Annotated in this window: 29 protein-coding genes; 15 read left to right on the forward strand and 14 right to left on the reverse strand. The window is 62.5% G+C overall.

The window, feature by feature from the left end; all coding sequences use genetic code 11:
• Window positions 1–100: 100 nt before the first annotated feature.
• The gene (locus tag Sj15T_RS19660; protein ID WP_021225591.1) at window positions 101–361 is read left to right on the forward strand and encodes a hypothetical protein; all 261 of its coding nucleotides are present in this window, start codon (window positions 101–103) and stop codon (window positions 359–361) included.
• Here the strand turns inward: Sj15T_RS19660 and Sj15T_RS19665 are convergent.
• Together Sj15T_RS19665 and Sj15T_RS19670 are read right to left on the reverse strand one after the other, a co-directional pair.
• Window positions 358–618, reverse strand: a complete 261-nt coding sequence (locus Sj15T_RS19665; protein ID WP_230463539.1) for a hypothetical protein — start codon at window positions 616–618, stop codon at window positions 358–360. The genes Sj15T_RS19660 and Sj15T_RS19665 overlap by 4 nt on opposite strands.
• Window positions 619–650: 32 nt before the next feature.
• Entirely contained in the window at window positions 651–908 is a 258-nt protein-coding gene (locus Sj15T_RS19670; protein ID WP_013054029.1) for a helix-turn-helix transcriptional regulator, read from the reverse strand.
• A 155-nt stretch (window positions 909–1,063) separates the two neighbouring features.
• Here Sj15T_RS19670 and Sj15T_RS19675 point away from each other — a divergent pair, with 155 nt between their 5' ends.
• From Sj15T_RS19675 to mobC, 8 genes are all read left to right on the forward strand, one after another.
• Window positions 1,064–1,798, forward strand: coding sequence for a sigma factor-like helix-turn-helix DNA-binding protein (locus Sj15T_RS19675; RefSeq protein WP_006953917.1), 735 nt, complete (start codon window positions 1,064–1,066; stop codon window positions 1,796–1,798).
• Complete coding sequence (locus Sj15T_RS19680) at window positions 1,788–2,486, forward strand: recombinase family protein (RefSeq protein WP_004213279.1); 699 nt, start codon at window positions 1,788–1,790, stop codon at window positions 2,484–2,486. Before Sj15T_RS19675 ends, Sj15T_RS19680 begins: the two co-directional genes overlap by 11 nt.
• Window positions 2,487–2,879: 393 nt before the next feature.
• A complete protein-coding gene (locus Sj15T_RS19685; RefSeq protein WP_004213277.1) occupies window positions 2,880–3,194 on the forward strand; it encodes a single-stranded DNA-binding protein in 315 nt (104 codons plus the stop codon).
• Window positions 3,195–3,301: 107 nt separating this feature from the next.
• Complete coding sequence (locus Sj15T_RS19690) at window positions 3,302–3,553, forward strand: helix-turn-helix domain-containing protein (protein WP_007016081.1); 252 nt, start codon at window positions 3,302–3,304, stop codon at window positions 3,551–3,553.
• A gap of 9 nt (window positions 3,554–3,562) precedes the next feature.
• Window positions 3,563–3,910: a hypothetical protein gene (locus Sj15T_RS19695; protein WP_004213276.1), complete on the forward strand. Its 348-nt coding sequence runs from the start codon at window positions 3,563–3,565 to the stop codon at window positions 3,908–3,910.
• Window positions 3,911–3,940: 30 nt separating this feature from the next.
• Window positions 3,941–4,699 carry an AAA family ATPase gene (locus Sj15T_RS19700; protein WP_004213275.1) on the forward strand — a complete coding sequence of 253 codons (759 nt, stop codon included), beginning with the start codon at window positions 3,941–3,943 and terminating at the stop codon, window positions 4,697–4,699.
• Window positions 4,696–5,721: a ParB/RepB/Spo0J family partition protein gene (locus Sj15T_RS19705; RefSeq protein ID WP_013054030.1), complete on the forward strand. Its 1,026-nt coding sequence runs from the start codon at window positions 4,696–4,698 to the stop codon at window positions 5,719–5,721. The genes Sj15T_RS19700 and Sj15T_RS19705 overlap by 4 nt, the downstream gene beginning before the upstream one ends.
• Before the next feature lie 190 nt (window positions 5,722–5,911).
• A complete protein-coding gene (gene mobC / locus Sj15T_RS19710) occupies window positions 5,912–6,463 on the forward strand; it encodes a plasmid mobilization relaxosome protein MobC (protein WP_004213273.1) in 552 nt (183 codons plus the stop codon).
• A gap of 188 nt (window positions 6,464–6,651) precedes the next feature.
• On the opposite strand, the gene Sj15T_RS19715 is transcribed toward mobC, so the two are convergent.
• Together Sj15T_RS19715 and Sj15T_RS19720 are read right to left on the reverse strand one after the other, a co-directional pair.
• Window positions 6,652–7,416, reverse strand: coding sequence for an IS6-like element IS6100 family transposase (locus Sj15T_RS19715; protein ID WP_013054031.1), 765 nt, complete (start codon window positions 7,414–7,416; stop codon window positions 6,652–6,654).
• Between the two features lie 39 nt (window positions 7,417–7,455).
• Window positions 7,456–8,016, reverse strand: coding sequence for a relaxase/mobilization nuclease domain-containing protein (locus Sj15T_RS19720; protein ID WP_013054032.1), 561 nt, complete (start codon window positions 8,014–8,016; stop codon window positions 7,456–7,458).
• 107 nt (window positions 8,017–8,123) lie between these two features.
• On the opposite strand from Sj15T_RS19720, the gene Sj15T_RS19725 reads away from it, so the two are divergent.
• Window positions 8,124–8,888 carry an IS6-like element IS6100 family transposase gene (locus tag Sj15T_RS19725; RefSeq protein WP_013054031.1) on the forward strand — a complete coding sequence of 255 codons (765 nt, stop codon included), beginning with the start codon at window positions 8,124–8,126 and terminating at the stop codon, window positions 8,886–8,888.
• Between the two features lie 488 nt (window positions 8,889–9,376).
• Here Sj15T_RS19725 and Sj15T_RS19730 read toward each other — a convergent pair whose 3' ends face one another.
• Window positions 9,377–10,003, reverse strand: a complete 627-nt coding sequence (locus Sj15T_RS19730) for a glutathione binding-like protein (protein ID WP_013054033.1) — start codon at window positions 10,001–10,003, stop codon at window positions 9,377–9,379.
• A gap of 965 nt (window positions 10,004–10,968) precedes the next feature.
• Here Sj15T_RS19730 and Sj15T_RS19735 point away from each other — a divergent pair.
• The gene (locus Sj15T_RS19735) at window positions 10,969–11,586 is read left to right on the forward strand and encodes an esterase (RefSeq protein ID WP_013054035.1); all 618 of its coding nucleotides are present in this window, start codon (window positions 10,969–10,971) and stop codon (window positions 11,584–11,586) included.
• A gap of 111 nt (window positions 11,587–11,697) precedes the next feature.
• Here Sj15T_RS19735 and Sj15T_RS19740 read toward each other — a convergent pair whose 3' ends face one another.
• Window positions 11,698–12,756, reverse strand: a complete 1,059-nt coding sequence (locus Sj15T_RS19740; RefSeq protein ID WP_007687859.1) for a maleylacetate reductase — start codon at window positions 12,754–12,756, stop codon at window positions 11,698–11,700.
• 326 nt (window positions 12,757–13,082) lie between these two features.
• Entirely contained in the window at window positions 13,083–14,060 is a 978-nt protein-coding gene (locus Sj15T_RS19745) for a LysR family transcriptional regulator (protein WP_253720732.1), read from the reverse strand.
• A gap of 233 nt (window positions 14,061–14,293) precedes the next feature.
• Here Sj15T_RS19745 and Sj15T_RS19750 point away from each other — a divergent pair, with 233 nt between their 5' ends.
• A complete protein-coding gene (locus Sj15T_RS19750) occupies window positions 14,294–15,256 on the forward strand; it encodes a ring-cleaving dioxygenase (protein WP_013054038.1) in 963 nt (320 codons plus the stop codon).
• A gap of 534 nt (window positions 15,257–15,790) precedes the next feature.
• Here Sj15T_RS19750 and Sj15T_RS19755 read toward each other — a convergent pair.
• The 7 genes from Sj15T_RS19755 to Sj15T_RS19785 form a co-directional block, all read right to left on the reverse strand.
• Window positions 15,791–16,987 (reverse strand): cation:proton antiporter, encoded by a 1,197-nt coding sequence (locus Sj15T_RS19755; RefSeq protein WP_013054040.1) that lies wholly within the window; start codon window positions 16,985–16,987, stop codon window positions 15,791–15,793.
• A gap of 158 nt (window positions 16,988–17,145) precedes the next feature.
• Window positions 17,146–18,126: an MBL fold metallo-hydrolase gene (locus Sj15T_RS19760; protein ID WP_013054041.1), complete on the reverse strand. Its 981-nt coding sequence runs from the start codon at window positions 18,124–18,126 to the stop codon at window positions 17,146–17,148.
• 68 nt (window positions 18,127–18,194) lie between these two features.
• On the reverse strand, window positions 18,195–19,157 hold the full coding sequence (locus Sj15T_RS19765) for a glutathione S-transferase family protein (protein WP_007687840.1): 963 nt from the start codon (window positions 19,155–19,157) through the stop codon (window positions 18,195–18,197).
• A gap of 369 nt (window positions 19,158–19,526) precedes the next feature.
• On the reverse strand, window positions 19,527–20,015 hold the full coding sequence (locus tag Sj15T_RS19770; protein WP_007687838.1) for a MarR family winged helix-turn-helix transcriptional regulator: 489 nt from the start codon (window positions 20,013–20,015) through the stop codon (window positions 19,527–19,529).
• Between the two features lie 145 nt (window positions 20,016–20,160).
• The gene (locus Sj15T_RS19775; protein WP_007687835.1) at window positions 20,161–20,448 is read right to left on the reverse strand and encodes a DUF1330 domain-containing protein; all 288 of its coding nucleotides are present in this window, start codon (window positions 20,446–20,448) and stop codon (window positions 20,161–20,163) included.
• A gap of 83 nt (window positions 20,449–20,531) precedes the next feature.
• Window positions 20,532–21,647 carry an alkene reductase gene (locus tag Sj15T_RS19780; RefSeq protein WP_007687833.1) on the reverse strand — a complete coding sequence of 372 codons (1,116 nt, stop codon included), beginning with the start codon at window positions 21,645–21,647 and terminating at the stop codon, window positions 20,532–20,534.
• Between the two features lie 439 nt (window positions 21,648–22,086).
• Window positions 22,087–22,737 carry a TetR/AcrR family transcriptional regulator gene (locus Sj15T_RS19785; RefSeq protein ID WP_013054044.1) on the reverse strand — a complete coding sequence of 217 codons (651 nt, stop codon included), beginning with the start codon at window positions 22,735–22,737 and terminating at the stop codon, window positions 22,087–22,089.
• 434 nt (window positions 22,738–23,171) lie between these two features.
• Between Sj15T_RS19785 and Sj15T_RS19790 the strand changes: the two genes are divergently transcribed.
• The 3 genes from Sj15T_RS19790 to Sj15T_RS19800 are packed head-to-tail and all read left to right on the forward strand — an operon-like array spanning window position 23,172 to window position 25,803.
• Window positions 23,172–23,384: a ferredoxin gene (locus Sj15T_RS19790; RefSeq protein ID WP_025160874.1), complete on the forward strand. Its 213-nt coding sequence runs from the start codon at window positions 23,172–23,174 to the stop codon at window positions 23,382–23,384.
• A 42-nt stretch (window positions 23,385–23,426) separates the two neighbouring features.
• Window positions 23,427–24,527: an NAD(P)-dependent alcohol dehydrogenase gene (locus Sj15T_RS19795; protein ID WP_013054046.1), complete on the forward strand. Its 1,101-nt coding sequence runs from the start codon at window positions 23,427–23,429 to the stop codon at window positions 24,525–24,527.
• Window positions 24,528–24,570: 43 nt separating this feature from the next.
• Entirely contained in the window at window positions 24,571–25,803 is a 1,233-nt protein-coding gene (locus tag Sj15T_RS19800) for a cytochrome P450 (RefSeq protein ID WP_013054047.1), read from the forward strand.
• The last annotated feature ends 16 nt before the right edge of the window (window positions 25,804–25,819 follow it).

The following is a 25,819-nucleotide window of genomic DNA, read 5'->3' on the forward strand; positions in this document are numbered from 1 at the left end:
CGACAACCCCCGCTAACGATTTTCCAAACGGCCTCTAAGACAAAGGGAGGCTTCGGCCTCCCTTTTTTTGCCGAACCGCCCGATTGTCAGGAGGCGCAAATTGATCGACTTCGCACAAGCACGGTTGGATATGTTCGAGAGCGGTGTATTCGGCCAGGGCAATGCTTTCTGGCGCTGGATCGCCACGGTCGAGGCGCGGCCCTATCTGGCCGCTTTCGCTGCCGATCGAGCACCTCCCAGCGAACGCGAGTTTTTCGCGGTCGATCTTGCCGCAGAGGATCTACTTGATTCCGATCACCTGGCCGAGCTGGCCCAGCAGATCGAGGCGACGCACGGGGGGCGCCATACGCGCCAGGGTTAGCCGCGAGCAGCTTTGCGCTGTTGCTCCGCTACGTCGCGGATCATAGCTGCCCAGCATCCCAAAATCATGCCCTCTTCATTATCGACTTCGCTTGTCGCGACCGCATAGATACCCAGCAAGTTTGCGACCTCTTCCGTCTCGACAATGCCTTGGCGCGCAAGCAGGGTGGCAAAGATCGAGAGCGCTCCACCCATTGCCCGCACCAGTGGCGCATCTTGTGGCAGACGGTCAAATTCGGGGGGCGGGTTACTGGACATAGATCATTCCAATCAAAAAAAGCGACAGCCTTTCAGGACTGATCGTCTGAAATGCTATCCTCTGCCAATAATTCGACAACCGATAATCTGAAAACACCGGCAAGGCTCTCCAAGGTATCAAGCGTGGGATTGCCTTGTCCCCGAACCATGTATGAAATATGCGACGCCGCAACGCCCGAGCGTTCGGACAACTCCCCTTGAGTTATGCCTAGCTTCTTTAGTTCGCGCGCAATGTTGGCCCCGAGCTGGGTCATCAACGGCGATGTTCGTTTCAGGTATATGGTTGGCATCGTGTTCGCGTCCTTCTCGCTAGGCGCAGAATGTCGGCACAGGCAGCATGGCGCAATAGGGTTGCTCAAGCAACTAATTGCGCCATGGCTTTCGCGCCTAGCGCAGATGGTATAGATTGTGCGCCATATTTGGACGAGCGAGGTTCAAACCCTGCATGGACGGTCAGGACGACGCGATGAAATCGGCCATGGAGCTGTTCGCAGCTCGGCTTGCAAAGCGCGATGTAGAGAGGCCGATCACCGACCATCGAACCGTCGAGCGGTTGATCGCGATGCTGGAACCGCATGAGCAACAGGTTGTCCGCTTGCGGATCGGGCTTGGCCCCTCTCCCGCGCTCACTCTTGCCGCGACTGCAAAGATCGTCGGTGTGTCGCCAAGCCGCATCGGCCAAATCGAGGACAAGGCATTCCGAAGGATCAGATGGGTCTGCAACAACATAGACATTCACGATCGTTCGGCGCTGGATGCTTTGATCGCGCGCAGGCGTGATGAAGCGGCTGAGGCCGAGCGGATCAGGAAACGCGATGCCTTGCAAAAGGCGCTAGATCAGGAGCGGAAGCGCAAAGCCAAGCAAGACCGGGACGAGGTCAGGCGAGCGAAGGCGCGCGATTCCGCTTGGAACCGCAAACTACGCGTGGCGCAGGCTGAGCTTGATCGGATGAGATCCGACGCTCAGTTTTTTGCCGAACAGATCGCTCAAATCGAGCAGCGCGCTAATTGGCTGAGGGCAATTTTGCCGCGCGACCGCCAATTGGCGGCGCTGCGCGAACAGGCCGATGAAATCCGCGATGCGATCGCGAGCGCAGAAGCCAGCATATCCAACATGCTGGCCTCGCCCCCGGATGGTCCCCAGCTAGGCAAGGAAGCTTCAACAAACGATGGCCACTGATATTGAGCCGTCCCCCGCCTTCGCGCCGCAGATCGGCCGCGTTTATTTGCGCGTCAGCACCGATGCACAAGACTTACGCCGACAGGATGCCATCGTAGCCGAGGCGAAGGCAGCGGGCTATTATGTCGCGGCAGTCTATCGGGAGAAGGCATCGGGTGCCCGTGCCGACCGCCCCGAGTTGCTGCGTATGATTGCCGATCTTCAACCCGGTGAAGTGGTGATTGCCGAGAAGATTGACCGGATTAGTCGTCTTCCCTTGGCCGAGGCCGAGCAGCTGGTTGAGACAATTCGTGCGCGAGGCGCGCGACTTGCCATTCCCGGCGTCGTGGACCTGTCCGACCTCGCGGCCGACGCCGAGGGCATCGCCCGCATCGTGCTCGAATCTGTTCAGGCGATGCTCTTGAAGATCGCCCTGCAGATGGCTCACGACGATTACACCGATCGCCGCGAGCGACAGCGCCAAGGTATCGCCTTGGCAAAGGCCGCAGGGCGCAGCGGAGGGCGCAAAGGCGATCGGGCAACGCACGCCCGCATTGTGGCATTGCGCGAAGCGGGCAAGAGCATTGCCAAAACGGCAGAGCTGGCCGATTGCGACCGCAGCACCGTCAAGCGGGTGTGGGCGGCCCATCGTGCCGCCCAGGTGCAAGAACCCAGCCCTCAGCGAAATCATCGTGAGCGGAACCGCTGATTGCCCTTTCTGTTCGGCTTCAAGCCGGTGGCAGCTGCCACCGGCAGTCCCCTGCCCGCGTCAACGGACTGCCAGCTACGGAAAGAGCGGCGGAGCCGCGACAGGGTTTTCCAATCCCCGCCGTGCCGATCGAGCGCAGCGACCTATGGGTGCCAATGGCCAGTGGCAGCTGCCACCGCCGCCAGTCCAAATTGCTGCATCTACTCGGGCCGTTTCCTTTGGGCGTTGCTGTCTGACGGATACGAACTCCACATCGCCACTAATGCGGGCAAGCAGAAAACCGGCCTTCGGCCTTGGGTTTCCGCAAGCGGACCCTCCCATTTTCAGCTTGCCCGCGTAGCTCAGCTCCGCCGCAAAAAATCCGTCAGCAACGCTTATCCAAAGGAGACTACCATGCAGAACATCGCTGAATTTCGGATCATCGGCCGCGTTGGCAGTGTCGATACGACCGATAAAGTCACCCATGTTTCCGTCGCCGCGAACTACAACCGCAAGGATGGCGATGAATGGAAGACCGATACGCACTGGAACCGCGTGACGTTCTTCCGCCAGCTGGCAGAGCGCGCCGCTGACTTGGGCAAGGGCGACCTGGTTCACATCACCGGACGGGTCCGCCAGAACAGCTACGAGAGCAATGGCGAAACCCGCTACTCGGTGGACCTGATCGCTGAGGGGCTGGGTATCTTGGTTCGGGGCGGGGCTGACTAAGCCCCCCCCCTTTCACCTAAAACGGGCGGCCTGGTGGCCGCCCTTTTTTGTGGACAATGCTTTTCACAGACCCTAACAAGAATAGGGTTTAACTACGTGAGGCATGTGTGGCAGCCAAACTGTTCAATCGTGTAGCGAGCTTGCGCGTCGCTTCCGGACTTACGCAATCCGAGCTGGCAGCGAGGATTCAAGTCTCCCCTGAAACAGTCGCGGCCATCGAGAACGGCAGACAGGACGCCACTTTGCTGACGGCGCTACGTATGTCGCGTGCCCTGCGAACCGAGGTGCCGAACATCTTCAGGGAGCAGCCTTTCCCTAAGCTGATCGGCTCCGAGCGAGGCGAGAGCCGAACAGCTTAGGAGGCCGCTATGCGCCGTGAGATTGCCAGCAAACTTCGGCGCGCAGCCAGCGTGCTACGGACTGTCATGCTTTGGGCATCGCTTGCCCTGTGGCTTGCGATCGCGGCAACCGCGCTGATCGTCGTCCTTGCAGTCGGACTCGCGGCCTATTTCGCTTTTGGCTGGCTAGGAGTGGGAGCCGTCGCCGTCTTCGTGCTGATCGTTTTCTTCGGCAAAGACCCACCAACCGAACAGACCGGCCCGCGCCGCAAGGGCAAGGGCCTCAACCTGAACGACGATCCGAACCCATGGTATATGCAGTCGCAGTATCGCTTCGGATCGGGAAACAGCGCCGCTCATAACCGCTGGCACAAGTAGCCCGTGGCGCAGCCATTGAAGGGATTCTCAATGCGAACAATCGTAGTGACCAATGAGCGCGGCGGCATCGGCAAGACCACGCTTACCTGTCATATTGCGTGGCATCTGGCCGAGCAGGGCAAGCGTGTCGTGGTCCTGGACCTGGACAAGCAATGCCACAGTGCCGGGATGCTGAAAGCCGAGTTCGAGCAGATCGGCCCGGTTCAGTCGATTCTTGACTTCGACCCGAACGAAGAACCTCCGGCGCTGGCCTGTTTCAAGAACACACGGCAGATCGTCGAGTTGACGACTGACAGCCCGCAGCAAGGCCAGCACATCGGCGCTTATGTCCGCGCCATTCGTGCCGGCCTTGCCAAGCACTACGACTACTGCGTGATCGACACTGCGCCCGCGTGGGATGGCCGGAACCTCATGGCGCTGATTGCGTCCGATTATGTCGCGGTCCCACTGGACCCCGACAAAACCGCGCGTCAGTCGCTCAACGAAATCTCGCAAAGCATCAGCCTTGCAAACAAGGTGCGCGGGGAGGGTAACGCGACCCGGTTCGGGATCGTGTTCAACCGCGTTCAGACAACGAGCGAAGTTTCAAAAATGCTGATGGACCGCATTGGGCAGGCGCTTCCTGCCAATGTGGTGCCGCACACCATTCCGCACCGCGAGCACATGCGCGAGGCGGCTTTACTCGAAATTCCCGTTTGGCGCTTGGCAAAGGACACGCGGCGTAGCGCGCCGATCGTGCGCGAAGTCGTCTCCTACATTGTCGATCAAGCTGAGAGGGAAGCCGCATGAGCAAGGCAGCTGTCAAACCGGCGAAGAAGAGCTTTGCCGACTTCGATATGGACGCGATGGACTTTTCGGCCGTCCCCGCGAATACCGAGTTCAAGGCAGCTGGACGGTTTCAGCGCCTTCCGCTCGATGACATTGATCCAGACCCCACGCAGGTTCGCCGGGAGTTCGACCAGGCCGAGATTGATGCACTGGCCGCAACCATCAAGGACCGCGGCTTGCTGCAACCCATCGTTGTCGCGCCAACATCGAACGGTCGCTACATCATCCGCTACGGAGAGCGGCGCTATCGCGCGTGCCGCCAGCTTGGTTTCGACCAGATCGACACCGTTCTGGATCAGGCGGACGCCGAGCGCGATATTGGCCTCGACCAGTTTCTTGAGAACGAGCAACGCCAAGCCCTAAGTCTGGCTGAGCGCGTCAGTTTCATCGCGAGCCGCGTCAGTGACACGCTCTCGACAAAGGATCTAGCCGCGCGCATCGCCAAGCCGCATTCGGAAGTGAAGCGGCTCTACTCGCTGCGCACCTTGCCCGAGGACATTCTTGCCGCGTTGAAGAATTGTTCTCCGCGTGCCGCCGTCGCGATCAAACACGCGATCGAGCTGGACGAGCAGGCCACGCGCAATTTCGTGGCAGCAAACGAAAATCCGACAGCCGCCGCCTGTGAGCAGTTTCTTGCTACGCTCCAAGGCAGCCCCGAGGAAGAGACCGCGCAGGCCGGTGCCGCTAAAGCGATCGACGATCCAGCGTCGCCCCAAGAATCGCGCGCCTTGGTGGCAGCTGCTACCAGTGCGACGGACGATCGTCGGGAGCGGCCTGAACTGGACGCTCACGACGACGAGCGGGAAGGGGACGGGGCCGTGCTTGCCGATCCTTCCGATCACAAGCCGCGCGCCCCCCGTCAGCCGAAAGAGGCTACCGACGCACCGGCTATCATCATTCAGGGCCGTCGCGGGATTGTTCTAAGTGGCCAGGTCACGGTTCGGTTCGACGGCGAGGCCGCGCCCCAAACCTTCGACTTCTGATAGCTTTTACCGTCCACGTTCTCTCAGCATCGAGGCGACGTGGAATTTAGAGCGGTGGCAGTTGCCACCGCTTTTTGTTTGTGGGGTAGGTATCTACTGTATGGCAGGATAAGCCTTGCGGCGGCTAATGTTAACCGATACGCTCAATCCTATCGGATCGCGCTTCACGGTTGGGAGATACCTACCCCACATGGAAAAGACGCTGGGCTTCAAGATCGAGGCAACCAAGCTCGCAAAGATTGACGCGCTTGCGCAGACGAGGGGAGGGCGCGGCCCCTTCATGCGTCAACTGGTTGACGCCGTGCTCCGGCAGTCCGGGGCGGCCAGCGAGGCCGCACCTCTTGTTGACCGCGAGGCCGCTGGCGAGCATCGCCTTTATCTTCGGCCGACCGAAACCGAACTGGCCGTGATCCGCCATCGCGCAAAAGAGCGCCGCATGACCCCGGCGACCTGGGCCATGGCTCTTGTGCGGCGACACATCGGCATTGCCGCGCCTGTCGATCGCGAATTGCGCGAAGAGCTGTTGAATTGCCGTCAGGCGTTGCAGCGCATTGGGCGCAACGTGAATCAGATCGCCCGAGCCGCTAACAAGATGGCGCTGGCGGACAATGCAGCGGAGATCGCCGGCGAGCTGCAAAAGGTCAACGACCTGCGCGCGGCGATCGGCGCGGCCGTCGAAGGTATCGGCGCCGCTACGAAAGCTGACCTGTCCTATTGGGAGGTTTCCAGTGAGCGACTTTGATAGCAGCTTTGAGGCGGGACAGCTTGCCGCGCTGTTCAAACCAAAGCTGACCAGCGACCCGAACAGGCGCGGGGCCGATATGTTGCTGCGCTCGCTGAGTTCGAGGCGGGCAGGCCAGGGCGGGAGCACGCGGGGGCTCTGTTGCAAAGATTGGCGGCAGTCACAGGTAGGCTGTCGCTCTGCGCCGATCAGGCGGCTGCTGCGAAATGGTGGTTGAGCATGTCCATGGCCTCCGTCAGTGCCGAGGGCCCAATGCCGAAAGCTCTCTCCACAAGGCGCACCTCTCCCCTGATGCCGGGCTGCAGGCACCAGGGACGAGCCTGTCCTTTGCGCAGGGCTCGCATGACTTCGAATCCCTTGATCGTGGCATAGGCCGTGGGGATCGATTTGAAACCGCGCACCGGCTTGATCAGCATCTTGAGCTTTCCGTGATCGGCCTCGATCACGTTATTGAGATACTTCACCTGCCGGTGGGCCGTCTCCTGGTCCAGCTTTCCTTCGCGCTTCAATTCGGTGATCGCTGCACCATAGCTCGGCGCTTTGTCAGTATTGAGCGTGGCCGGCTTTTCCCAGTGCTTCAGGCCTCGCAGGGCCTTGCCCAGGAACCGCTTCGCTGCCTTGGCGCTGCGGGTCGGCGACAGGTAGAAATCGATCGTGTCGCCCCGCTTGTCGACTGCCCGGTACAGGTAGGTCCACTTGCCCCGCACCTTGACGTAGGTTTCATCCAGGCGCCAGCTCGGATCAAAGCCACGCCGCCAGAACCAGCGCAGCCGCTTCTCCATCTCCGGGGCGTAGCGCTGGACCCAGCGATAGATCGTCGTATGGTCGACCGAAATGCCGCGTTCCGCCAGCATTTCCTCAAGGTCGCGATAGCTGATCGGATAGCGACAATACCAGCGCACCGCCCACAGGATCACATCACCCTGGAAATGGCGCCACTTGAAATCCGTCATCGCTCCATCCGTTCAATCTCCGCCAAGCATGCTCAAGCTTCACGATTTTTGCAACAGAGCCGTGCCGGCCATGTAGCGCTGCCTCATCCGATTCAGGGCCATGCTCTGACCGGCTCGGCCGACACCACGCGCTGCGCGAGGCGTTGCCTCGGCAGTAACCCCCCTCGCCCGCAATTCCTCTGCAAAGCGCTCCCGGTAATGATGCAGCGTTTGAGGTCGCGGGTTGAAGCGTTGCCCTGTGTCGCCGCGCGCGGCAACCGTCACATGCACGTGGGGCCGCGGTGTGTCCGTATGCAGCGCCAGGACGTAATCCCACTCATGCCCGATCTCGCTGCGCGCGACCTCGCGCACCGCTGAAAGAACCTTGTCGGGGTCTGTCCCTGCCGGCATCGAAAAAACCATGCTCACGGCGGCTACGGTAGAATTGTCACGCCAATAGACAGGATCGCCCCAATCGCGCGCCAGCTCCGCCCGAGCTTCCTTGTCAGTCAGTATGTCGCCATCACGCGTTTCAAGCGGCACATCGCCTTTCCGGCCGATATAGTCGAAATGCGCAGCCGCGTGGTTCTTGCCCTTCGGCCTGCCCGTAACCTTGACCATGACCTCCGGGGCACGGCTGACAACGCGAGCAAGCCGCGCCCGCGTGGGCTCTGTTGCAAAAATCGTGAAGCTTGAGCATGCTTGGCGGAGATTGAACGGATGGAGCGATGACGGATTTCAAGTGGCGCCATTTCCAGGGTGATGTGATCCTGTGGGCGGTGCGCTGGTATTGTCGCTATCCGATCAGCTATCGCGACCTTGAGGAAATGCTGGCGGAACGCGGCATTTCGGTCGACCATACGACGATCTATCGCTGGGTCCAGCGCTACGCCCCGGAGATGGAGAAGCGGCTGCGCTGGTTCTGGCGGCGTGGCTTTGATCCGAGCTGGCGCCTGGATGAAACCTACGTCAAGGTGCGGGGCAAGTGGACCTACCTGTACCGGGCAGTCGACAAGCGGGGCGACACGATCGATTTCTACCTGTCGCCGACCCGCAGCGCCAAGGCAGCGAAGCGGTTCCTGGGCAAGGCCCTGCGAGGCCTGAAGCACTGGGAAAAGCCGGCCACGCTCAATACTGACAAAGCGCCGAGCTATGGTGCAGCGATCACCGAATTGAAGCGCGAAGGAAAGCTGGACCAGGAGACGGCCCACCGGCAGGTGAAGTATCTCAATAACGTGATCGAGGCCGATCACGGAAAGCTCAAGATGCTGATCAAGCCGGTGCGCGGTTTCAAATCGATCCCCACGGCCTATGCCACGATCAAGGGATTCGAAGTCATGCGAGCCCTGCGCAAAGGACAGGCTCGTCCCTGGTGCCTGCAGCCCGGCATCAGGGGAGAGGTGCGCCTTGTGGAGAGAGCTTTCGGCATTGGGCCCTCGGCACTGACGGAGGCCATGGACATGCTCAACCACCATTTCGCAGCAGCCGCCTGATCGGCGCAGAGCGACAGCCTACCTGTGACTGCCGCCAATCTTTGCAACAGAGCCGCCGCGATTCCCCCGGTCTCCGATTTCGGCGCCGGCTTGATTGAGATCGTATGGTAATCCGTAGGAAAGACGCAATTCCAGTTTGTGAATTCTGTTCATTCACTTTGATTGAGGTTTCGTCGAATTCTCATCGGCGGGCATTGCGCGCCGCGACGATGTCTTCATTTCCGATGAAGCCGTGACGGCCTGAAGGATCCCCTTCCCGTGTCGTGAATGGCGTTCCAAATCCCCTCAAGGGACGATGAAATAGCCGCCATCTCTTGCAATGCCGGGGCGGCCGATGCCTGCGCCGGGATTCAACGTTGCCGAACGGGCCGTAAATTCATGGCTTAAACATTTGAGGGCCGGCGGACATTCCGCCGGCCCTCTCCGATGCCGCAAGGCTATCAGGCGGACATGCCGCCCGCCCTCAAGCCGCACTGGATTTCCGTCGGTCAGGCAAGACCCTCTTGCGCCAGGGCGGCACTGATCGACGGACGGGCCCTCATCCGTTCCGCGAAGGCATCCAGATTCGGAAGCGGGTCGAGCTTGCCTTCGAGGATCGGGCGACGCGCCCAAAAGACGAAGACGAAAAGATAGGGGTCGCACAGGCTGAACGTGTCGCCCAGCACATAAGGCCCCTTGCCGAGGCGTTCGTCCAGCAGGGCAAGCACGCTTTTCAGGCTGTTCAGCCCCGTGGCGGCGACATCCTTCTGGCCCTCCGCGGTTTCTGCCAAGCGGCCGGGCCGGAAGATCGGGCGGAAGGCGACATGGACGGTGCTGGACAGCAGCGCGAGCCATTCCAGGGCCCGGGCGCGGGCGAGGCCTTCCGTGGGCAGCAAGGCCTTTTCGGGCACGAGTTCCGCGATATGGTTGAGGATGGCGATATTTTCGGTCAGGACATCATCGCCGATCTGGAGCGCGGGCACCCGCGCCCACGGGTTCTTCTGACGATAGGCGTCTGAAAACTGGGCGTTTTGCGTCAGGTCGATCAGCTCCGCCTCATAAGGAAGGCCGGCTTCCTCCAATGCGGCATGGGACGCCAATGAGCATGAACCTGGATTGTAGTAGAGCTTCAACATGTCCCTGCAATTCTCCTGCGGACTGGGCAAAAAATGGCTTAATGCATATGTTCGGCACCGGAGCGTCGCCCCGAACGGAAGCAATCATCCGCCCGGTCGGAAAACGCTCCGAAACGACAGGCCGGAGCATTCCATCCGATGCGATCAGGCCGAAATGTTCAAAAATCCATCGGCTTCGAAAACCTTTCTGGCACGTTCCTCAATCCGATCCGCAAGTGACCTGCGAAGCGGCATGCCGTTCGAGACTTTCCTCAGCGTGTTATAGCTGAAGCCGAATGTTTCGAATATCTCCTCATTATTTCTCATCGTCGACAATGATGTGATCCGATCGGCGATCGAGGGATCCAAACAGCGCATTCCATTAGGCATTCGATCTTCCCCTACTGACGAATTCCAGCCGGTGCACGGTCGCAACTTGCCTGCCCGCGCAGTTCATCGGGCCATTCCCGCCGTTCCGGAAAACAGGCGGCGGGGTTTCCCCCTGGACCATGTTGCGCATGGGCCGGACACGCAGCGAGCGGGCCAGCGGACGTCGAGGCCGGGAGCGGATTGCGACGGACGCGCCGCGCATTGCCCGGAGATCGAAGCATAGGAATATCCTCTCCATGCGCCGTTATGGATCAGCGCCTGTCTTATCCGGCACGTCGGTGATTATTATGCTTATCGGGCCGTCCGGAAAGGATCGCAGCTTTCGCCTGCGGAGGAAATTGCTGCAAATGAATTAGGAATATTCGCGATACGGATTTGATCGAAACGGGGCCAACTGCCCACAAATCGGTCATGGGGATTGAGCGACCGCGCTTTGAAAGCAGCCATCGCATGCTATGGTCGCCTTGAGCATTTCCCGGCAGGCGGAATATCCGCCGACCGGAAAGCCCGCTAAAACAGGAAGCCGGAGCAGCCGGGCCGACGCCGTCGGACCGGACGCCGCTTCGGCTTCGCATCGCCAGGAATTGGAAGCGAACATGTCTCGAGACAATGCCATCGTCATGCGATACGACAATCCCGACATTCCGTCCGGCCGCGACATCGTATATCTTCACGGCCGCGGCAGCACCGAAAGGGAAGCGGGGTTCGCGCTGCCCCTTTTCGGCCGCGCGAATGTTCGCTCCTATCGCGGGCCGCTTCCCCAGGGGCCGGGGTTCGCCTGGTTCGAAAATGCCGGGATCGGCGTCGCCCTGCCCTCCAGCCTGTCGGGCGAAACGTCGAAGGTCGGCGACTGGATCGCCGCAGATACCGGCCGCCAACGGCCCTGGCTATGCGGTTTCAGCAACGGCGCCGCGATGGCCGCCAGTCTTCTGCTCAGCAATCCGGGGGCCTATAGCGGCCTCATCATGATCGGCGGCTGCTTCGCGGTGGAGGACGGCGACCTGCCGGACAACGGCCTGCTCGACAAGCCGGTCCTCTTCTGCCGGGGCCAATTCGACGATGTGATACCGCGCCACAAGTTCGAGCAGGCGGAAGCCTATCTCTCCGGCCCCAGCGGCGCGCGGGCGACTTTCATCCCTTATGAAGGCGGGCATGAACTGCCGTTGCCGATCAAGGCGGCGGTGCAGGGCTGGCTCGGCGCGGAAAGCCGCTGAATTTCGTCCCGTCCTTGGCCTTGGCCGAACGGGAGCGCCGGATGATCGAGAACCGGCCGCATCCGGAAATGATCGGATGCGGCCGGCACTGTTCCAGGATCAGGCCTTGGCTTATGCGGTGATCGGCGGAAGCCCCTCCACCGCGCGGCTCAGAAGCTGCACGATGCCCTCCTCCGTGATCGGACGGGGGTTGGGATAGGGGTTGGCGACCGCCAGCGCTGCGGCCTTCGCGATGCCGTCCTTGGGCATGCCGAGCTTCGCCAGCGACATTTCCGCGCCCAGGCCCACCGCCAGTTCGTACAGCTTGGTCGCGGGGTCGCCGCCGCCCAGTGCGCGGCTGGCCCGTTCCATCGCCTCCGGCACCGACGGCGCATTATAGGCGATCGCGTGGGGCAGCACGGCGGTGTGGGTCTGCGCATGCGGCATGTCGAAAGTGCCGCCCAGCGTGTGGCAGAGCTTGTGGTGCAGCGCGACGCTCGCCGCGCCCAGGACGCTGCCGGCGAGCCAGCAGCCATAGAGCGCGTCGCCCCGCGCCTTCGCATCGGTGGGATCGGCCTTGATCAGCGGCAGGCTCCTGGCGAGCGCCCTGATGCTTTCCTCCGCCATCAGGGAGACGATGGGATTGCCGTCGAAGGCGTAAAGCCCCTCCATCGCATGGGCGATGGCGTTGAGGCCGCTTGCGATCGACATTTCGGCGGGCAGCGACAGGGTGAGATCGGGGTCGTAAACGACCACCTTGGGCAGCACCTTCTTGTCGCGACCCGTGGTCTTGATCCCATCTTCAGTCAGGCCCCAGATCGGGGTGACTTCCGAACCCGCATAGGTGGTCGGAACGACGAGCGAAGGCAGGTCGAGCCGAAGCGAGAGCGCCTTGGCCAGCCCGACTGTGGACCCGCCGCCGATGGCGACCGTGCAATCGGCGTCAAGTTCCCTGGCGACGGCGGCCGCCGCGTCGACCGTCGCCACCGGGACGTGCATGACCGCCTTGCTGAACAGGCCCACGGCCTTGTCGCCCAGGGTGGCGGCAAGCTCCTGCGCGCTGCCGGCCTGCTCCGGCGTCGAAAGCACCAGCGCGCGGCTGCCGACATGCGAAAGCTCGTCAGCCACCCGCCGCACCGAACCCGCGCCGAAGATGACCCTATAGGGTAGGGGATCATAAACGAATTGCATCACGCTTCCTCTCTATCTCATTAGAATTGGCGAATATCCGGGGCAGAGGATCTTTGCCTGCTGCCAGCGCTTCGCCATGAGCCAAGTCGACCGATAAAAGGGGAAATCGGGCAGACGCACAAGGGGCCAGGCCCGCCCATGCCGGTGCGGGAGCCGCCCGCCCCCTGTTCGGCAGGGCTGTCGCAACGGCCGGAACGGGCCGGTCCCGACATGAAGAAAATTCCCGCAAGCATATGGATTTTATAGTGTTTTTCCTTTTCCCGACCCGCCCCATCCTTGGCTCGCCGGCCGCATGGCTCCCCTTCCGGCGGGGCGCGGCGCGGCATTTATTCATGGGGCGAATTGCGAATATCCGGATTCGAAGCGCCATCGCCCTCTGCCGCGCCGCCGGCGAATTCGGGCAAGGACGGGCCTTCGCCCTCCTCCGAAAGGCCGCGCATGCGGGACAGAATTCCGCGCAGCCAGCGATTGCCGGGATCGTCATGGAATCTCTCATGCCAATATTGCTTCACGGTGAAGCCTGGAAGGGCGACGGGCGGCTTGAGAATGCGGACGCTCTTGGTGTTCAGCAAGCCGGTAAGGCGGGAGGGCGTGGTCAGTATCAGTTCCGACTGCTCGGCTATATGGGCGCTCAGGAGGAAGCTCTCCGCCATGACGGTGATGTTCGATGGACCCACGATCTTGCGAAGCAGCTTTTCCACATCCTCATGGATGTGGCCAAGGTGGCGGCCGTCGACCAGGACGTGCCGGGCGGCCTTAAACCTGTTCATGGTCAGGCGCCCGGCGGGCAGATAGCTTCGCGGCACGACGCAGACATATTCCTCCGGGAAAAGCGTCTGTTCGACGACGCCGGCATAGAGCGCCGGGAAACTGCCGATCGCGATGTCGACCTCGCCGGTCTCGAGCCGGGCGATCAGCTTTTCCCCTCCCAGGGGAATGGCCTTGAACCGCACGCCCGGCGCCAGATCGCGCACCCATTGCAGGACGCGGGGAAGGACGAGCAGATGCCCGACATCCGAAGCCGCGATGTGGAAATCGCGGTTCGAAGTCGCGGGATCGAATGTCGGCTCGCCGCTCAGGCGGGAATGATAGAGTTCCAATGTCTGCGACACGGCGGGCGCGGCGGTGATGGCCAGGGACGTGGGCTCCAGGCCCCGGCTGGTCCGCACGAAAAGCTGGTTCCCGAAATGCTCCCTGAGCTGTTTGAGATGACGGCTGAGCGTGGGCTGCGGCATATCCAGCATCTCCGCCGCCACCCCCACGCTTTTCGCCCGCATCAGGGCCTGAAACACAGTCAAATGCATGAAGGAAATCATTGCGCCATTTCCGGTTTCCGAATGAGAAAGCACCGGAAACCCTGCTATTGCGTAAAGCGCTGCATGGCCAGGAACATTCGCTTTTCGAATGCCGGATATTCGTGAACCCGCGTGGAGTAAACGGCTTTGGAGTGCTATTTCAATGGAGGTCCCGCTCCTCGCCGCCAGGCGAAAAGCAGAGGCGCGATTTTCGGACTATATTTTGATCTTGGAGAGCGATCGTGGATACGAACCATATCACCAGCCTGCATCATATCACCATCTGCACCGGCACAGCCCAGGGCGACATCGACTTTTTCGTGAAGGTCTTGGGCCAGCGCTTCGTGAAGCGGACCCTGTTCTATGATGGCAGCATTCCCATCTATCACCTTTACTTCGCGGACGAACTGGGCACGCCCGGCACCGTCATGACGACCTTCCCCACCCGTCGCACGGGCCTGAAGGGCCGCAAGGGTTCCAACCAGTTCACCGTCTGCACCTATTCGATCCCCAAGGGGTCGCTGGAATGGTGGATCGGCCACCTCAACAAGCATGGCATCGAGACCAGCGCGCCGGGCACCCGCTTCGGTCAGCGCTTCGTGAGCTTCCAGCATCCCGACTGCGGCATCGAATTCGAGGTGCTGGAGGACGAGGCCGACACGCGGGCGCCCTATGATTCGCCCTATGTGCCGCTCGAATATGCCCAGCGCGGTTTCCATAGCTGGACGGCCTCCGTGCGCGAGCTGGAGGACATGGACTTCTTCATGGAGAATTGCTGGAATTTCGAGAAGATCGGCGAGGAAGGCAATCGTCACCGCTACCGCGTGAAGGGTTCGACGGAAGCAGGCACGATCATCGACCTGCTTCATGAACCCGACGTGCGCCAGGGTAGCTGGACGATCGCGGAAGGCATCATCCACCACGGCGCCTTCGCCGTGCCCGACATGGACGTCCAGGCCCGGATCAAGTTCGACACCGAGGGCGTCGGCTTCACCGACTTCTCGGACCGCAAGAACCGCGGCTATTTCGAATCCACCTATGTCCGTACCCCGGGCGGCGTGATGTTCGAAGCGACCCACAGCCTGGGCTTCACCCATGACGAGGACGAAAACACCCTTGGCATGGACCTGAAGGTTTCGCCGCAGTTCGACGACAAGAAGCACCTCATCCAGCAGGCGATGGAAGACGATCCGATCGTCGTCTGATCGCTGACGCAGGAAAGAAAGGGAGGCCCGGCAAATGTCGGGCCTCTTTTTTTGCGTCCTGGAACCTTGAAGTCCTGGGAAAGGAGAGGACGGCTATTGCCGGAATGTCCTTGCAGCATCGAGCAATAACTCGGAACCGTTCGTGCCGAGCAGGAACCGAGCGAAGTCGAAGGCCCATATCGAAGCATCCGCGCCAGGATCGGTCATTCGACAGGCCCTAAGCCTGTCGAATGACTTGACGGCTACTCCGGTGATTTAACGCAGGGGTTCTTTGGAGCGATTTCCAAGCAATCGAAACCGCTCCAAGAGGAGGATGACGTTGCCCAAGCGCAGGGGCTTCGATGCCGATAAGCCGCCTGATCCGGGCAACATCTGCCCGCACGGAACAGCAACTCCGGCGAAAATTTGACGACTGCTCTCCGGCCCTCCGGTGATGGATGGGATGCCCCACCCTGGAACGAACCCGCGCCGGGCCGGTCTCAGGGCGCCCGCCTGTCCGGCAGGGGGGATAGGGGGGGCACTTGCCCCTGCCCCTTACGCTTCGGCATTCGCCAATATGGGCGCTTTCCGATCGACCAATATGTTGAACAGAAGGGGCGCCAGGGCTGCGCTGATGATGGCAACCAGCACCATGGCCGCATTGGTCGCCGTATCGAGCACGCCGATCCGCGTCGCAATGTCGGACGCGGCGACGATCAGGCTGAGGCGGGCGCTCAGCAGCAGGCCGGCCGCGACGGCCATCTTCCGACCATGCGCCGGAACCAGCAGCAATGCGGGAATGATCTTGTTGGCGAAGGCGACCGCCACGAAGCCCGGCACCAGCAGCAAGGCCTTGGGCGAGGCGAAGAGGGCGGGAATGTCGAATTTCAGGCCGACATTGATGAAGAAGAAGGGAACGATGAAGCCGTAGCCGATCGCTTCCAGCGTCTCGCGCCGATGGCTGTTGCGGGGGATGATCTGCCCCAGCAGCAATCCGGCGAGGAAGGCCGCCAGCACCAGTTCGGATTCCAGCCGCTCCGCGAGCCAGGCGACCATGAACAGCAGCGCCAGGCTGAGCCTGACCAACGGCAGGCTGGTCCGGCTGTCCAACTGCGCGGCCGGCACCCGCGCCAGCAGCTTGGGCAGCAGCCAGATCGCCAGCCCGGCGATGCCGACGAGCGCCAGGCTGCCCAATGCGCCCTCGGCGCGGCCGCTGACGACGATGCCGGCCAGGGACGAGATGGCGATCATCGTGAAAAAATCCGCGAGCAACGCGGTGGAGAGGATGGTCTGGCCATAGGCGCCGTCGGCCAGGCGTCGTTCCTGTATGGTCGGCACGACGATCCCGACCGACGTCGTCGACAGGATCACGGCATAGATCGCCAGATGCAGCAGCGGCGTCGAGGAGTCGAGCAACAGCCAGGCGCCGAACGCGGCCATGACCACGGTCATCAGCGACATCATCACCGCGAGCATGAGCGGACTCGCCTGCTTCGCCTTCTGCCCGCGCGCCAGCAGCATGCCGAGATCGATTTCCAGTCCGGCGATCAGCATCAGCACGCCGAATCCCAGCTTGGCGAGCATTTCCATGGCCGGTCCCGGCGCCAGCAGCGCCATGCCGTTGGGACCGATCAGGATGCCGAAGGCGATTTCCAGCACCAGGGCCGGCAACAATGCCCTGGGCATCCATCGGGCGAGGATGGCAGCTATCGCGCTGCCGGCACATGCCAAGGCTATTACGGAAATGATCACTCGCCCGCCTGCTTTCAGATCGCGATGTCGACACCGCTCAACAGTGAATATGGGGAAATTCCCCTACTGGCTCCCAATCCCGTCGAGTATCTCTCAGGATGAATAATCATTATTCGGATTATGTCGGGTCGGCGAATCCGGCCGTTACTGTCCGCTCCTCAATATTGGTCCAGGTCGCGGCCATGGGCGACTTCGCCGTGGAAATGCCGGGATATTCCCGCGGCATAGGATTCGACATCGGTTTCCCCGTCATTGCCAGGCGCGAAATGCGTGAGGATGACCTTCTTGACGCCCGCGGCGGCGGCGATTTCGCCGATCTGCTCCCCGGTCAGGTGGTCTTCGCGCATATGTTCCATCAGCGGCGGAATCTGATCGGCGGAGAAGCCCGGATAGCTTCGCAGCAATTTTTCCATCCGGGCAATGTCGATCACCTCGCAGACAAGATAATCGGCATCCTTCGCCAGGATCTTCAGGCGTTCGGACGGTCCGGTGTCGCCGCTGAAGACATAGACCTTGCCTCCCGCCTCCACGCGATAGGCGTAGGAACGGGACGACCGCGCCTCGATCGATCCGGCCGGATAATGATAGTGATCGACGCCGATGGCGAACACCCGCACCCGATCGTCCTTGTAGACCAGCCGCGGTTCGTTGAGGTCGAGCGGCAGGTCATGGCCGACCGCCGATCCGGTAAGGGGCGGCTTGACCGGGCCGCCGACCGTCACCGGGGCCAGCTCCACCGGCCGAAAGGCGGCGAGCGTTCCCGCGACGAGCTGCGCCGATCCCGGCGGTCCGTATATCTCCAGCGGAGGCGCGTTGGCGAGAAGCCAGCGGTCGATCATCAGCACGGGAACATCGGCGACGTGATCGATATGATGGTGGGTTAGGAACAGGGCCTTGACCGACCCCAGCCCCAGCTTGCTGGCCGCCATCTGCCTCAAAAGGCCGTCGCCCGCATCGATGAGATAGGTTTGCCCGCCGACGACGATCGCATTGGCGGGCTGGGAGCGTTCCAGCCGCGCTATCGGCCCGCCGGCCGTGCCCAGCAGGATGAGGCGCGGCGGCTGCGCGGGCGGCGTTTCCGCCCGCGCAGCCACGGTTCCGGCCAGTGCGAATATCAATATTGGGAGCAGATGCTTCATCGGGACGACCCCTGTTCGACTATTGGCGCTTTTGCGGCCGGGCCGCCGCCCTGGGCGGACCGGCAGGATCAAGCCGGAAGAGGCTGGATTCCGGTCAGCGAATGGCCCGGCCCCAATGGTTCGGCCGGGCCGACGGGCACGATGCCCGTGGGATTCACGCTGGTGTGGCTGCGGTAATAATGCGCCTTGGCATGGCGCAGATCGATGGTCGGCGCCACGCGCTCATGGGACGCCAGCTTCCAGGTCAGCCGCGAAAGATTGGGATAGTCGGCGATGCGGCGCAGATTGCATTTGAAATGCCCGTGGTAGATCGCATCGAAGCGGACCAGCGTGGTGAACAGGCGGATGTCCGCTTCCGTCAGCCTGTCTCCGACAAGCCATTCCCTGCCCGTCAGATGCTCCTCCAGCCAGTCGAGCGTTTCGAACAGCGGATGGACCGCCTCCTCATAGGCTTCCTGCGTCGTCGCGAAACCCGAACGGTACACGCCGTTGTTGAGCGTTTCGTAGACGCGCGCGTTGATCGCGTCGATTTCGGCGCGCAATTCCTGCGGATAATAATCGCCGGGAAGCGCCCCCACATGATCGAACGCCGAATTCAGGATCCGGATGATTTCCGACGATTCGTTGTTGACGATCCTCTTCTCGAACTTGTCCCACAGGATCGGGATGGTCACGCGGCCGGTATAGGTCGGATCGCCCGCCAGATAGACCTGATAGAGATATTGCGCGCCGTTGACGCTGTCCGGCACGACGCCCTCGCCCGGCAGGAACGTCCAGCCCTTCTCGCCCATGAACGCATTGACCATGGAGACGGAGATCAACCCCTCCAGCCCCTTGAGCGCGCGCATGATGAGGACGCGGTGCGCCCAGGGACAGGCGAAGCCGGCATAGATATGATAGCGGCCCGGCTCGGCCTGGAAACGGCCGTCCAGCCCGTCGCGATATTGCGATTCCTTGCGCACGAATCTGCCGCCGCTCGATTTCGTGTCATACCAGGCGTCGCGCCAGACGCCGTCAACCAACAGGCCCATATATCGGTATCTCCATCTTCGGCCCGGCCGATCCGCTTCGCATGATGCCGGGCAGGTTCGCGCATGATCGGCGAGAGACGGCGCTCATCCCGCGCATCCGGGATGCTGCGCCGGCGCGTCATGGGATCGAAATCCGTCAGAACGGGGAAGGACGACAGGGCCACAGGATTCCGGCAGGACGGACGATGAGGCCATTCTCTCTCTCCACGCGCATATTATGCGGAACCACAAAGGATGTGGCGCCCCCGCTTTCAAGCGCGGATTATGAAAACCCCTTATCCATTTTCTGGATGTAGACAGGCCGCGGCATTGCGGCGCCGCCCGAACGCATGCGCGGTGGCCATGTCGGCCCGATCGGTCGGGAATGCCTCAGGCCGCTTGGGCAGTGCGATCGCAGGCGATGCCGCCAAGCTCGATCAACGTCCGGGCTTCGCGCAGGATATTGTTCCACAATTCGTCGCCCAGCGCATTTTTCAGCTCATCCTGGGCCTTGCGCCATTTGGGGATCGACACCTCCAGCGCCTCATGCCCGCGCTCCGTCAAGCGCACCAGCCGCTGGCGCCTGTCCTTGCCCTCCCCGATCTCCAGGAATCCGTCCCGCACCAGCACATCGACGTTGCGCGTCGTCGTGGTGCGATCGGTCTCCATATGCTGGGCAAGCGTCTGCATGGTCGCGTTGCGCAGATAATAGACGCGCATGAGCAGCGACATCTGCACCGGATTGACCGGCGATCCCGCCATGCTGTCGACATAATGCTTCATTACGGCGCGATTGGCCGCCCGCAGACCTTCCGCGAGGCAGATGTGGGGCGTGTTCCTGACTTCCTCCAGGAAGGCGATGGGTCGTAGCGCGCTCATTGGGTGAGCATACACTTATGGCGCGCGCCTGTCGACCCCCCAGGCGCATTGCCGCGCCGGGGAAGCCGGCCGTACGGTGCCGGCCGGGCGTCGAAATAGGGATTCCGCCGGCGTTTTCCCCCGGATGGAGCGCCTGCGCGCTGGTTCAGCGTCCTTTCGCGACGAGGATCAGGCTGTCCGCCCCGGCATGGCGATGGGCCGCGATCTCGCGATAGCTTTCGCTGTCGGCGAACGCGTTGAAGGCGTCCAGATCGGCGAATTCCAGGATCACGATCTTCTCATAGGACCATTGGCCTTCCTGGACGACCGGATTGTCGTCGGCGGCGACGAGCCGGCCATCATATTGCTGGAGCACCGCGCCGAAGCGCTCCCGATATTTCTCATATCTCTCGCCGTCGTTGATCTTGACCTGAGCCACTGTGTAGACCGCCATTCCCTGCACCCTTCCCGAATTCTCTGACTTCTCTTCAAGGGGGCCGCCTTCCGCGGGCGGAGGCGGCCCGGTCCGACCCTCGTTCAGGCCGCTGCGTTCAGCGTTTCCAGCGTCGGATAATCGGTATAGCCCTTGGCATCGCCGCCGTAGAAGGTCGGACGGTCCCAGGGGTTGAGCGGAGCGCCCAGGCGGATTCGTTCGACCAGGTCGGGATTGGCGATGAACGGACGCCCGAAGGCGATCGCGTCCGCCAGCCCCTTGCCCACTTCCTCCTGGGCGGAAGCCCCCTCATAACCGCCGGCGGCGATCAGGACGCCGGGCCAGGAGTCGCGGAAGAGTTCAGCGGCGGAGGGCGCGCTATCATTGAGGACGTCCGCCTTGCCGGTCCCGGCTATCCGCGGTTCGATCAGGTGCAGATAGGCCAGTTGGAAGCCGGAAAGCGCGGCGATCGCATGCCGGTACAGCGGCAGCGGATCGTCCTCGCCGGAATCGTTGGTGGTGCCGAAGGGCGACAGGCGCACGGCGACGCGGTCGGCCCCCGCCTCCTCCACCACGGCGCGCGTGACGTCGAGCAGGAAGCGGGTGCGATTCGCGATCGATCCGCCGTAAATATCCTGCCGCCTGTTGGAGCGGGACTGGAGGAACTGCTCGATCAGATAGCCGTTCGCGCCATGGATCTCGACCCCGTCGAATCCTGCGGCGAGCGCGTTGCGGGCGCCGGTGCGATAGGCCTCGACGATCGCGGCGATGTCCTCAAGCTCAAGGGCGCGGGGCGTCTGGAACGGCTCCAGCTTCCAGCTCGCGGTGAAATGATCGCCCGCGGCGGCGACGGCGGACGGCGCGACCGGCGTTTCGCCATGGTAGGAGGAATGGGAAATGCGCCCCACATGCCAGAGCTGGAGGAAGATGTGGCCACCCGCTTCATGCACCGCGTCGGTGACCCTTTTCCAGCCGGCGATCTGTTCCGCCGTATGGATGCCGGGGGTTTGCGGATAGCCCTGGCCGGTCGGCATCACCTGGGATGCTTCCGCGACGATGAGGCCGCCCGGCGTCGCCCGCTGGCGATAATATTCGACGGCGATGTCGCGCGGCACCATGCCCGGACCGGCGCGCATCCGCGTCAGCGGAGCCATCACCACGCGGTGGGACAGTTCGAGCCGACCGATCCTGAGCGGCTGGAACAAGGCGGATTGGGTCATTGGCAACTCCTGGCAATGCTGGCTGAGGAAAGGGGGCGAGGGCCGCGGGACTTCATCCCTGTCGTTCGGCTCTCTCCGCAAGGGAGCCGGGCGCGGACGATCCGAAGGGGCCGGGCCATGGCTGACGTGCTTGTCCGCGCAAATCGATCATCCGACACCCTACTCCAGGACGGCATGGCCGCTTCTTTCGACCAGGCGCGCCCGGCGCCTCGTTACGGTTTAATTTTGCAACCATGCGGATAGTGCCGCCTGTGGTTTAAAATTGCAACCATAATATTTTCAAGGCTGGCGACTGCCGCCGCCGCCTCCCGACGGCATGGAAATAGCGCGGGCAGGCCGGCGCGCCCGCCTTACAGCTCGTCCTGTCCAGGCCGAACCGCAGCGCTGCGCGGGCGGCTATCGGTCCTCGACGGACCCGGCGGAAAGGGAATGCGCCGGATCAGAGGTCGGTGGCGGGGACAGGCGCGTCCTGGGGCGGAAACGCCCTGAAGAACATGCTGACCAGATCGGGAATCAACCCCTCCATATCCGCCTGGCAGGGCGGTTCTTCGGCATGCAGCATCCGGAGGGTGGAGGCCCCGGTCAGCAGCGCGGCCAGCATCAGCACATGCCGCGATCCGGCCGCGCCGGCGTCCAGTTGCCGCCGCGCCACGGCTTGGTCCAGCGACTGGCGGAAAATGCCCAATATCCGGATGCTGGGGTCCAGCGCGTCGGGCGCGGGAATATAGCCGGGGATCGGCCGGCCGATGAGCAGCTGGGCCATTTCCGGGTTCACCGTCGCCCATCGATCCACGGCCAGCATCGCGTCCCTTATCGCCGCCATGCCTGGTTCGGCGCTCGCGACGGCATTTTCGACTTCATGCAGGACATCGTTTTCGGCGCGGCGGTAGAGCGCGTCATAGACTGCCATCAAGGATGGGAAATATTTGTACAGCGCGGTCGGCTGCACGCCCAGAAGCCGCGCCACCGTCGTGAGATTCAGTCCGGCGACGCCTTGCTGCCTTATGACCTCGATCGACAGATCGAGGATCTCGTTCATCGTTTCCTGCCGGCGACGCTCCCGCAACGGGATGACAGGGGACTCGCTCATGGGGAAGGCTCTTATCTGGGTCATCTCCTCTCCCGACATTTTCTTGTGGCGCTCGGCCTTATGGCGCTTGGGCCCTGTTCCGGCATTCGGCGGCGCTGGGGGCGTTTGCTGTCCTCCAAGCGCGTTCGATCTGTTGCCGACCATCGGCCAAGCGTGGATTCAGCCGCATATCAGATCGCCATGGCCCTGTCGATGTCGCGCCGCGCCGGCCGGCAAATTGGCTTCGGCGTCCAGCGAACATCCATGGCGAAAGTTACAGGTCATAACCAAAGACATGGCGTATCACGCCGGGCATATGCGCCAACTTTGCAAATCACCCGGAACTGAAGAGACAATAGGTGATAATTATTATTATTTATTTTAAAATTTGAATATTTAGCCTGTTCATTGTCGATTCTATTCGACCATAAACAACAAAAAACAAGGCGTGGATGATGCAAGTAAAAACCTTGCCGGAGAGGTGCGTTTCGTCGGGCCAATGCGTGATGCTGGCGCCCGGGGTTTTCGATCAGGACGATGATGGCGTCGTCCTCCTGCTGCGCGACACGGTGGACGATGGCGACGAAGCCAGCGTCGCCGCGGTCCGATCCTCCGCCAATGTCTGCCCGGCGGCGGCGATCCGGCTTTCGGCGACCCCGAAGGCCTGACCTCCAGGTCCGCTTTCCGCTTCCAGGAGGAGTGTCGAAGACATGCACGCCAGCGCCGCGATCCTGCGCCATGCGCAAGCCCCTTTCGCCATCGAGCCATTGGACCTGCCCGAACCCAGCGGGAACGAGATCCTCGTCCGCGTGGCCGGTGTCGGCATGTGCCACACCGATCTGGTGGTCAGGCATATCCCGGCCGAATGGGCGCCCCTGCCCGCCGTGCTGGGCCATGAAGGGTCCGGCATCGTCGAGGCGGTCGGCCCCTCCGTCACGCGCTTCGCCGTCGGGGACCATGTGGTCCTGACCTATGATTCATGCGGCTGGTGCGACAATTGCCATGGCGGCACGCCATCCTTCTGCTCCGAATTCAGCGAGCGGAACGAACTGGGGCTGCGGCCCGGATCGCATCGGTCGGGCCGGGATTCAGACGGGGTCGAATTGCAGACGCGCTGGTTCGGCCAGTCGTCCTTCGCCACCCATTCGCTGGCGACCGAGCGCAATGCGGTCAAGGTCTCGCCGGACCTGCCCATCGAACTGCTGGGGCCGCTGGGCTGCGGCATCCAGACCGGCGCGGGCGCTGTCCTCAACGCCCTGCAGGTGCGTTTCGACAGCAGCGTCGTGATATTCGGGACAGGCGCGGTCGGCATGGCGGCGATCATGGCGGCACGCATCGCCGGGGCGCGAAAGGTGATCGCGGTCGACCTGCATGAAAACCGCCTGCAACTCGCGCAGGAACTGGGGGCGACGCATCGCATCTCCGGCCGCGATCCCGAACTGGTCGAGCAGATCATGTCCATCACCGGGGGCGGCGCGACCCATGCGCTGGACACGACCGCCGCGCCCGCCGTCATCGCCGCCGCCTTGGCGTCCCTGCGCGCGCGGGGGAAGCTGGGGCTGGTGGGCGGCGGGGGCGCGCCGCTGGACCTGCCGCAGGAAGCCCTGATGAAGGGGCAGCAAATTTCCTTCATCATCGAAGGCAATTCGGTCCCCCAATTGCTGATCCCGCAACTGATCGAACTCTGGTCGGAGGGGCTTTTTCCCTTCGACCGGCTGATCGCCCGATATCCGCTGGAGAAGATCAACGATGCCGAGCGCGACCTTGCATCCGGTTCGGTCATCAAGCCGGTCCTGCTGCCGGGCCGATGACGCGACGAACCGCTGACACCCACCACGAAGAAGGCACGAGCCAGTGACGACAGAAACCCAAATCCAGGAAAAGCCCGTCCCCGAAACCACCTTCCCCTGGGAGCGCGGCACTTACGATCCGCCGCCGGCCTATGCCTGGCTGCGCGAGCACGAGCCGGTCCGGCGCGTCGTCCTGCACGACGGCACGCCGGCCTGGCTCGTCACCCGCTATAACGATGTCCGGAGCATCCTGGCCGATCCCAGGGTCAGTTCGAACCAGAATCTGCCCGGCTTCCCCCAGATCGAACTGGTGCCCCGCCCCAGCGAGGAGGAAAGCACCTTCCTCAACATGGACGCGCCGCGCCACACGCTGTTCCGGCGGCTCATCTCCAAGCATTTCATCGTGAAGAAGCTGGAGGTCATGCGGCCGCGCATCCAGGCGCTGGTCGACGAGCATATCGACCATATCATCGATCGTTCGGAGCCGTTCGATTTCGTGGAGGAGATCGCCCTGCCCGTCCCCTCCACGGTGATCGCCTGGCTGCTGGGCGTGCCGCCGTCGGACCATCCCTTCTTCAACCGGGAGACGGAGGCGCTGCTGGCCGCCAGCCTGGGGACGGAGGAAGCCATAGAGCGCGCCACGGAGGCCTATGCGAACATCAACGACTATGTCGACCGGCTGATCGCCGAGCGGGAGAAGCTGGACGATCCGGGCGACGACATATTGGGCGACCTGGTGCGCGCCAGCCGGGAGGGCCAGATCGAGCGGCGGGACGTGCTGAACACCGCATGGCTGCTGCTGGTCGCGGGTCATGACACGACCGCGAACATGATCGGCCTGGGCATGCTGACGCTGCTGGAGCATCCGGATCAACTGGCGCAGCTTCAGGCGGAACCGGCCCTGATCCCGGACGCCATAGAGGAACTGCTGCGCTATCTGACGGTCGTGCACCTCATCATCCTGCGCATCGCGACGGAGGATATAGAGATTGGCGGGGTGACGATCCCTGCGGGCGAAGGGATCATCCCGCTCAACTTCGCGGCGAACCGCGACGACGGGCATTTCCCGGATGCGGCGAAGTTCGACATACGCCGCCGCCCGCGCGACCATGTCGCCTTCGGCTATGGCGTGCACCAGTGCATCGGCCAGGCGCTGGCCCGCATCGAATTGCAGATCGTGTTCGAAACGCTGCTGCGGCGCATTCCGAACGTGCGGCTGGCGACCGATCCGGCCGACATCCAGTTCAAGAGCCATGCGAGCATCAACGGCATCGCCCGGCTGCCGGTGGCGCTCTAGGACCGATGGGAGGACC

Source organism: Sphingobium sp. TA15, from assembly GCF_037101235.1.
Lineage (GTDB): Bacteria > Pseudomonadota > Alphaproteobacteria > Sphingomonadales > Sphingomonadaceae > Sphingobium > Sphingobium indicum.

Bases quoted from the DNA above. Each gene is read 5' to 3' on its own strand.
- Sj15T_RS19775 (WP_007687835.1), bottom strand. From the start codon at position 20,448: ATGGCGGTCTACACAGTGGCTCAGGTCAAGATCAACGACGGCGAGAGA.
- Sj15T_RS19725 (WP_013054031.1), top strand. From the start codon at position 8,124: ATGACGGATTTCAAGTGGCGCCATTTCCAGGGTGATGTGATCCTGTGG.
- Sj15T_RS19745 (WP_253720732.1), bottom strand. From the start codon at position 14,060: ATGCATTTGACTGTGTTTCAGGCCCTGATGCGGGCGAAAAGCGTGGGG.
- Sj15T_RS19790 (WP_025160874.1), top strand. From the start codon at position 23,172: ATGCAAGTAAAAACCTTGCCGGAGAGGTGCGTTTCGTCGGGCCAATGC.
- Sj15T_RS19675 (WP_006953917.1), top strand. From the start codon at position 1,064: ATGGACGGTCAGGACGACGCGATGAAATCGGCCATGGAGCTGTTCGCA.
- Sj15T_RS19795 (WP_013054046.1), top strand. From the start codon at position 23,427: ATGCACGCCAGCGCCGCGATCCTGCGCCATGCGCAAGCCCCTTTCGCC.
- Sj15T_RS19700 (WP_004213275.1), top strand. From the start codon at position 3,941: ATGCGAACAATCGTAGTGACCAATGAGCGCGGCGGCATCGGCAAGACC.
- Sj15T_RS19685 (WP_004213277.1), top strand. From the start codon at position 2,880: ATGCAGAACATCGCTGAATTTCGGATCATCGGCCGCGTTGGCAGTGTC.
- Sj15T_RS19740 (WP_007687859.1), bottom strand. From the start codon at position 12,756: ATGCAATTCGTTTATGATCCCCTACCCTATAGGGTCATCTTCGGCGCG.
- Sj15T_RS19785 (WP_013054044.1), bottom strand. From the start codon at position 22,737: ATGAGCGAGTCCCCTGTCATCCCGTTGCGGGAGCGTCGCCGGCAGGAA.
- Sj15T_RS19680 (WP_004213279.1), top strand. From the start codon at position 1,788: ATGGCCACTGATATTGAGCCGTCCCCCGCCTTCGCGCCGCAGATCGGC.
- Sj15T_RS19770 (WP_007687838.1), bottom strand. From the start codon at position 20,015: ATGAGCGCGCTACGACCCATCGCCTTCCTGGAGGAAGTCAGGAACACG.
- Sj15T_RS19760 (WP_013054041.1), bottom strand. From the start codon at position 18,126: ATGAAGCATCTGCTCCCAATATTGATATTCGCACTGGCCGGAACCGTG.
- mobC (WP_004213273.1), top strand. From the start codon at position 5,912: ATGGAAAAGACGCTGGGCTTCAAGATCGAGGCAACCAAGCTCGCAAAG.
- Sj15T_RS19780 (WP_007687833.1), bottom strand. From the start codon at position 21,647: ATGACCCAATCCGCCTTGTTCCAGCCGCTCAGGATCGGTCGGCTCGAA.
- Sj15T_RS19765 (WP_007687840.1), bottom strand. From the start codon at position 19,157: ATGGGCCTGTTGGTTGACGGCGTCTGGCGCGACGCCTGGTATGACACG.
- Sj15T_RS19730 (WP_013054033.1), bottom strand. From the start codon at position 10,003: ATGTTGAAGCTCTACTACAATCCAGGTTCATGCTCATTGGCGTCCCAT.
- Sj15T_RS19665 (WP_230463539.1), bottom strand. From the start codon at position 618: ATGTCCAGTAACCCGCCCCCCGAATTTGACCGTCTGCCACAAGATGCG.
- Sj15T_RS19705 (WP_013054030.1), top strand. From the start codon at position 4,696: ATGAGCAAGGCAGCTGTCAAACCGGCGAAGAAGAGCTTTGCCGACTTC.
- Sj15T_RS19735 (WP_013054035.1), top strand. From the start codon at position 10,969: ATGTCTCGAGACAATGCCATCGTCATGCGATACGACAATCCCGACATT.
- Sj15T_RS19720 (WP_013054032.1), bottom strand. From the start codon at position 8,016: ATGGTCAAGGTTACGGGCAGGCCGAAGGGCAAGAACCACGCGGCTGCG.
- Sj15T_RS19715 (WP_013054031.1), bottom strand. From the start codon at position 7,416: ATGACGGATTTCAAGTGGCGCCATTTCCAGGGTGATGTGATCCTGTGG.
- Sj15T_RS19695 (WP_004213276.1), top strand. From the start codon at position 3,563: ATGCGCCGTGAGATTGCCAGCAAACTTCGGCGCGCAGCCAGCGTGCTA.
- Sj15T_RS19670 (WP_013054029.1), bottom strand. From the start codon at position 908: ATGCCAACCATATACCTGAAACGAACATCGCCGTTGATGACCCAGCTC.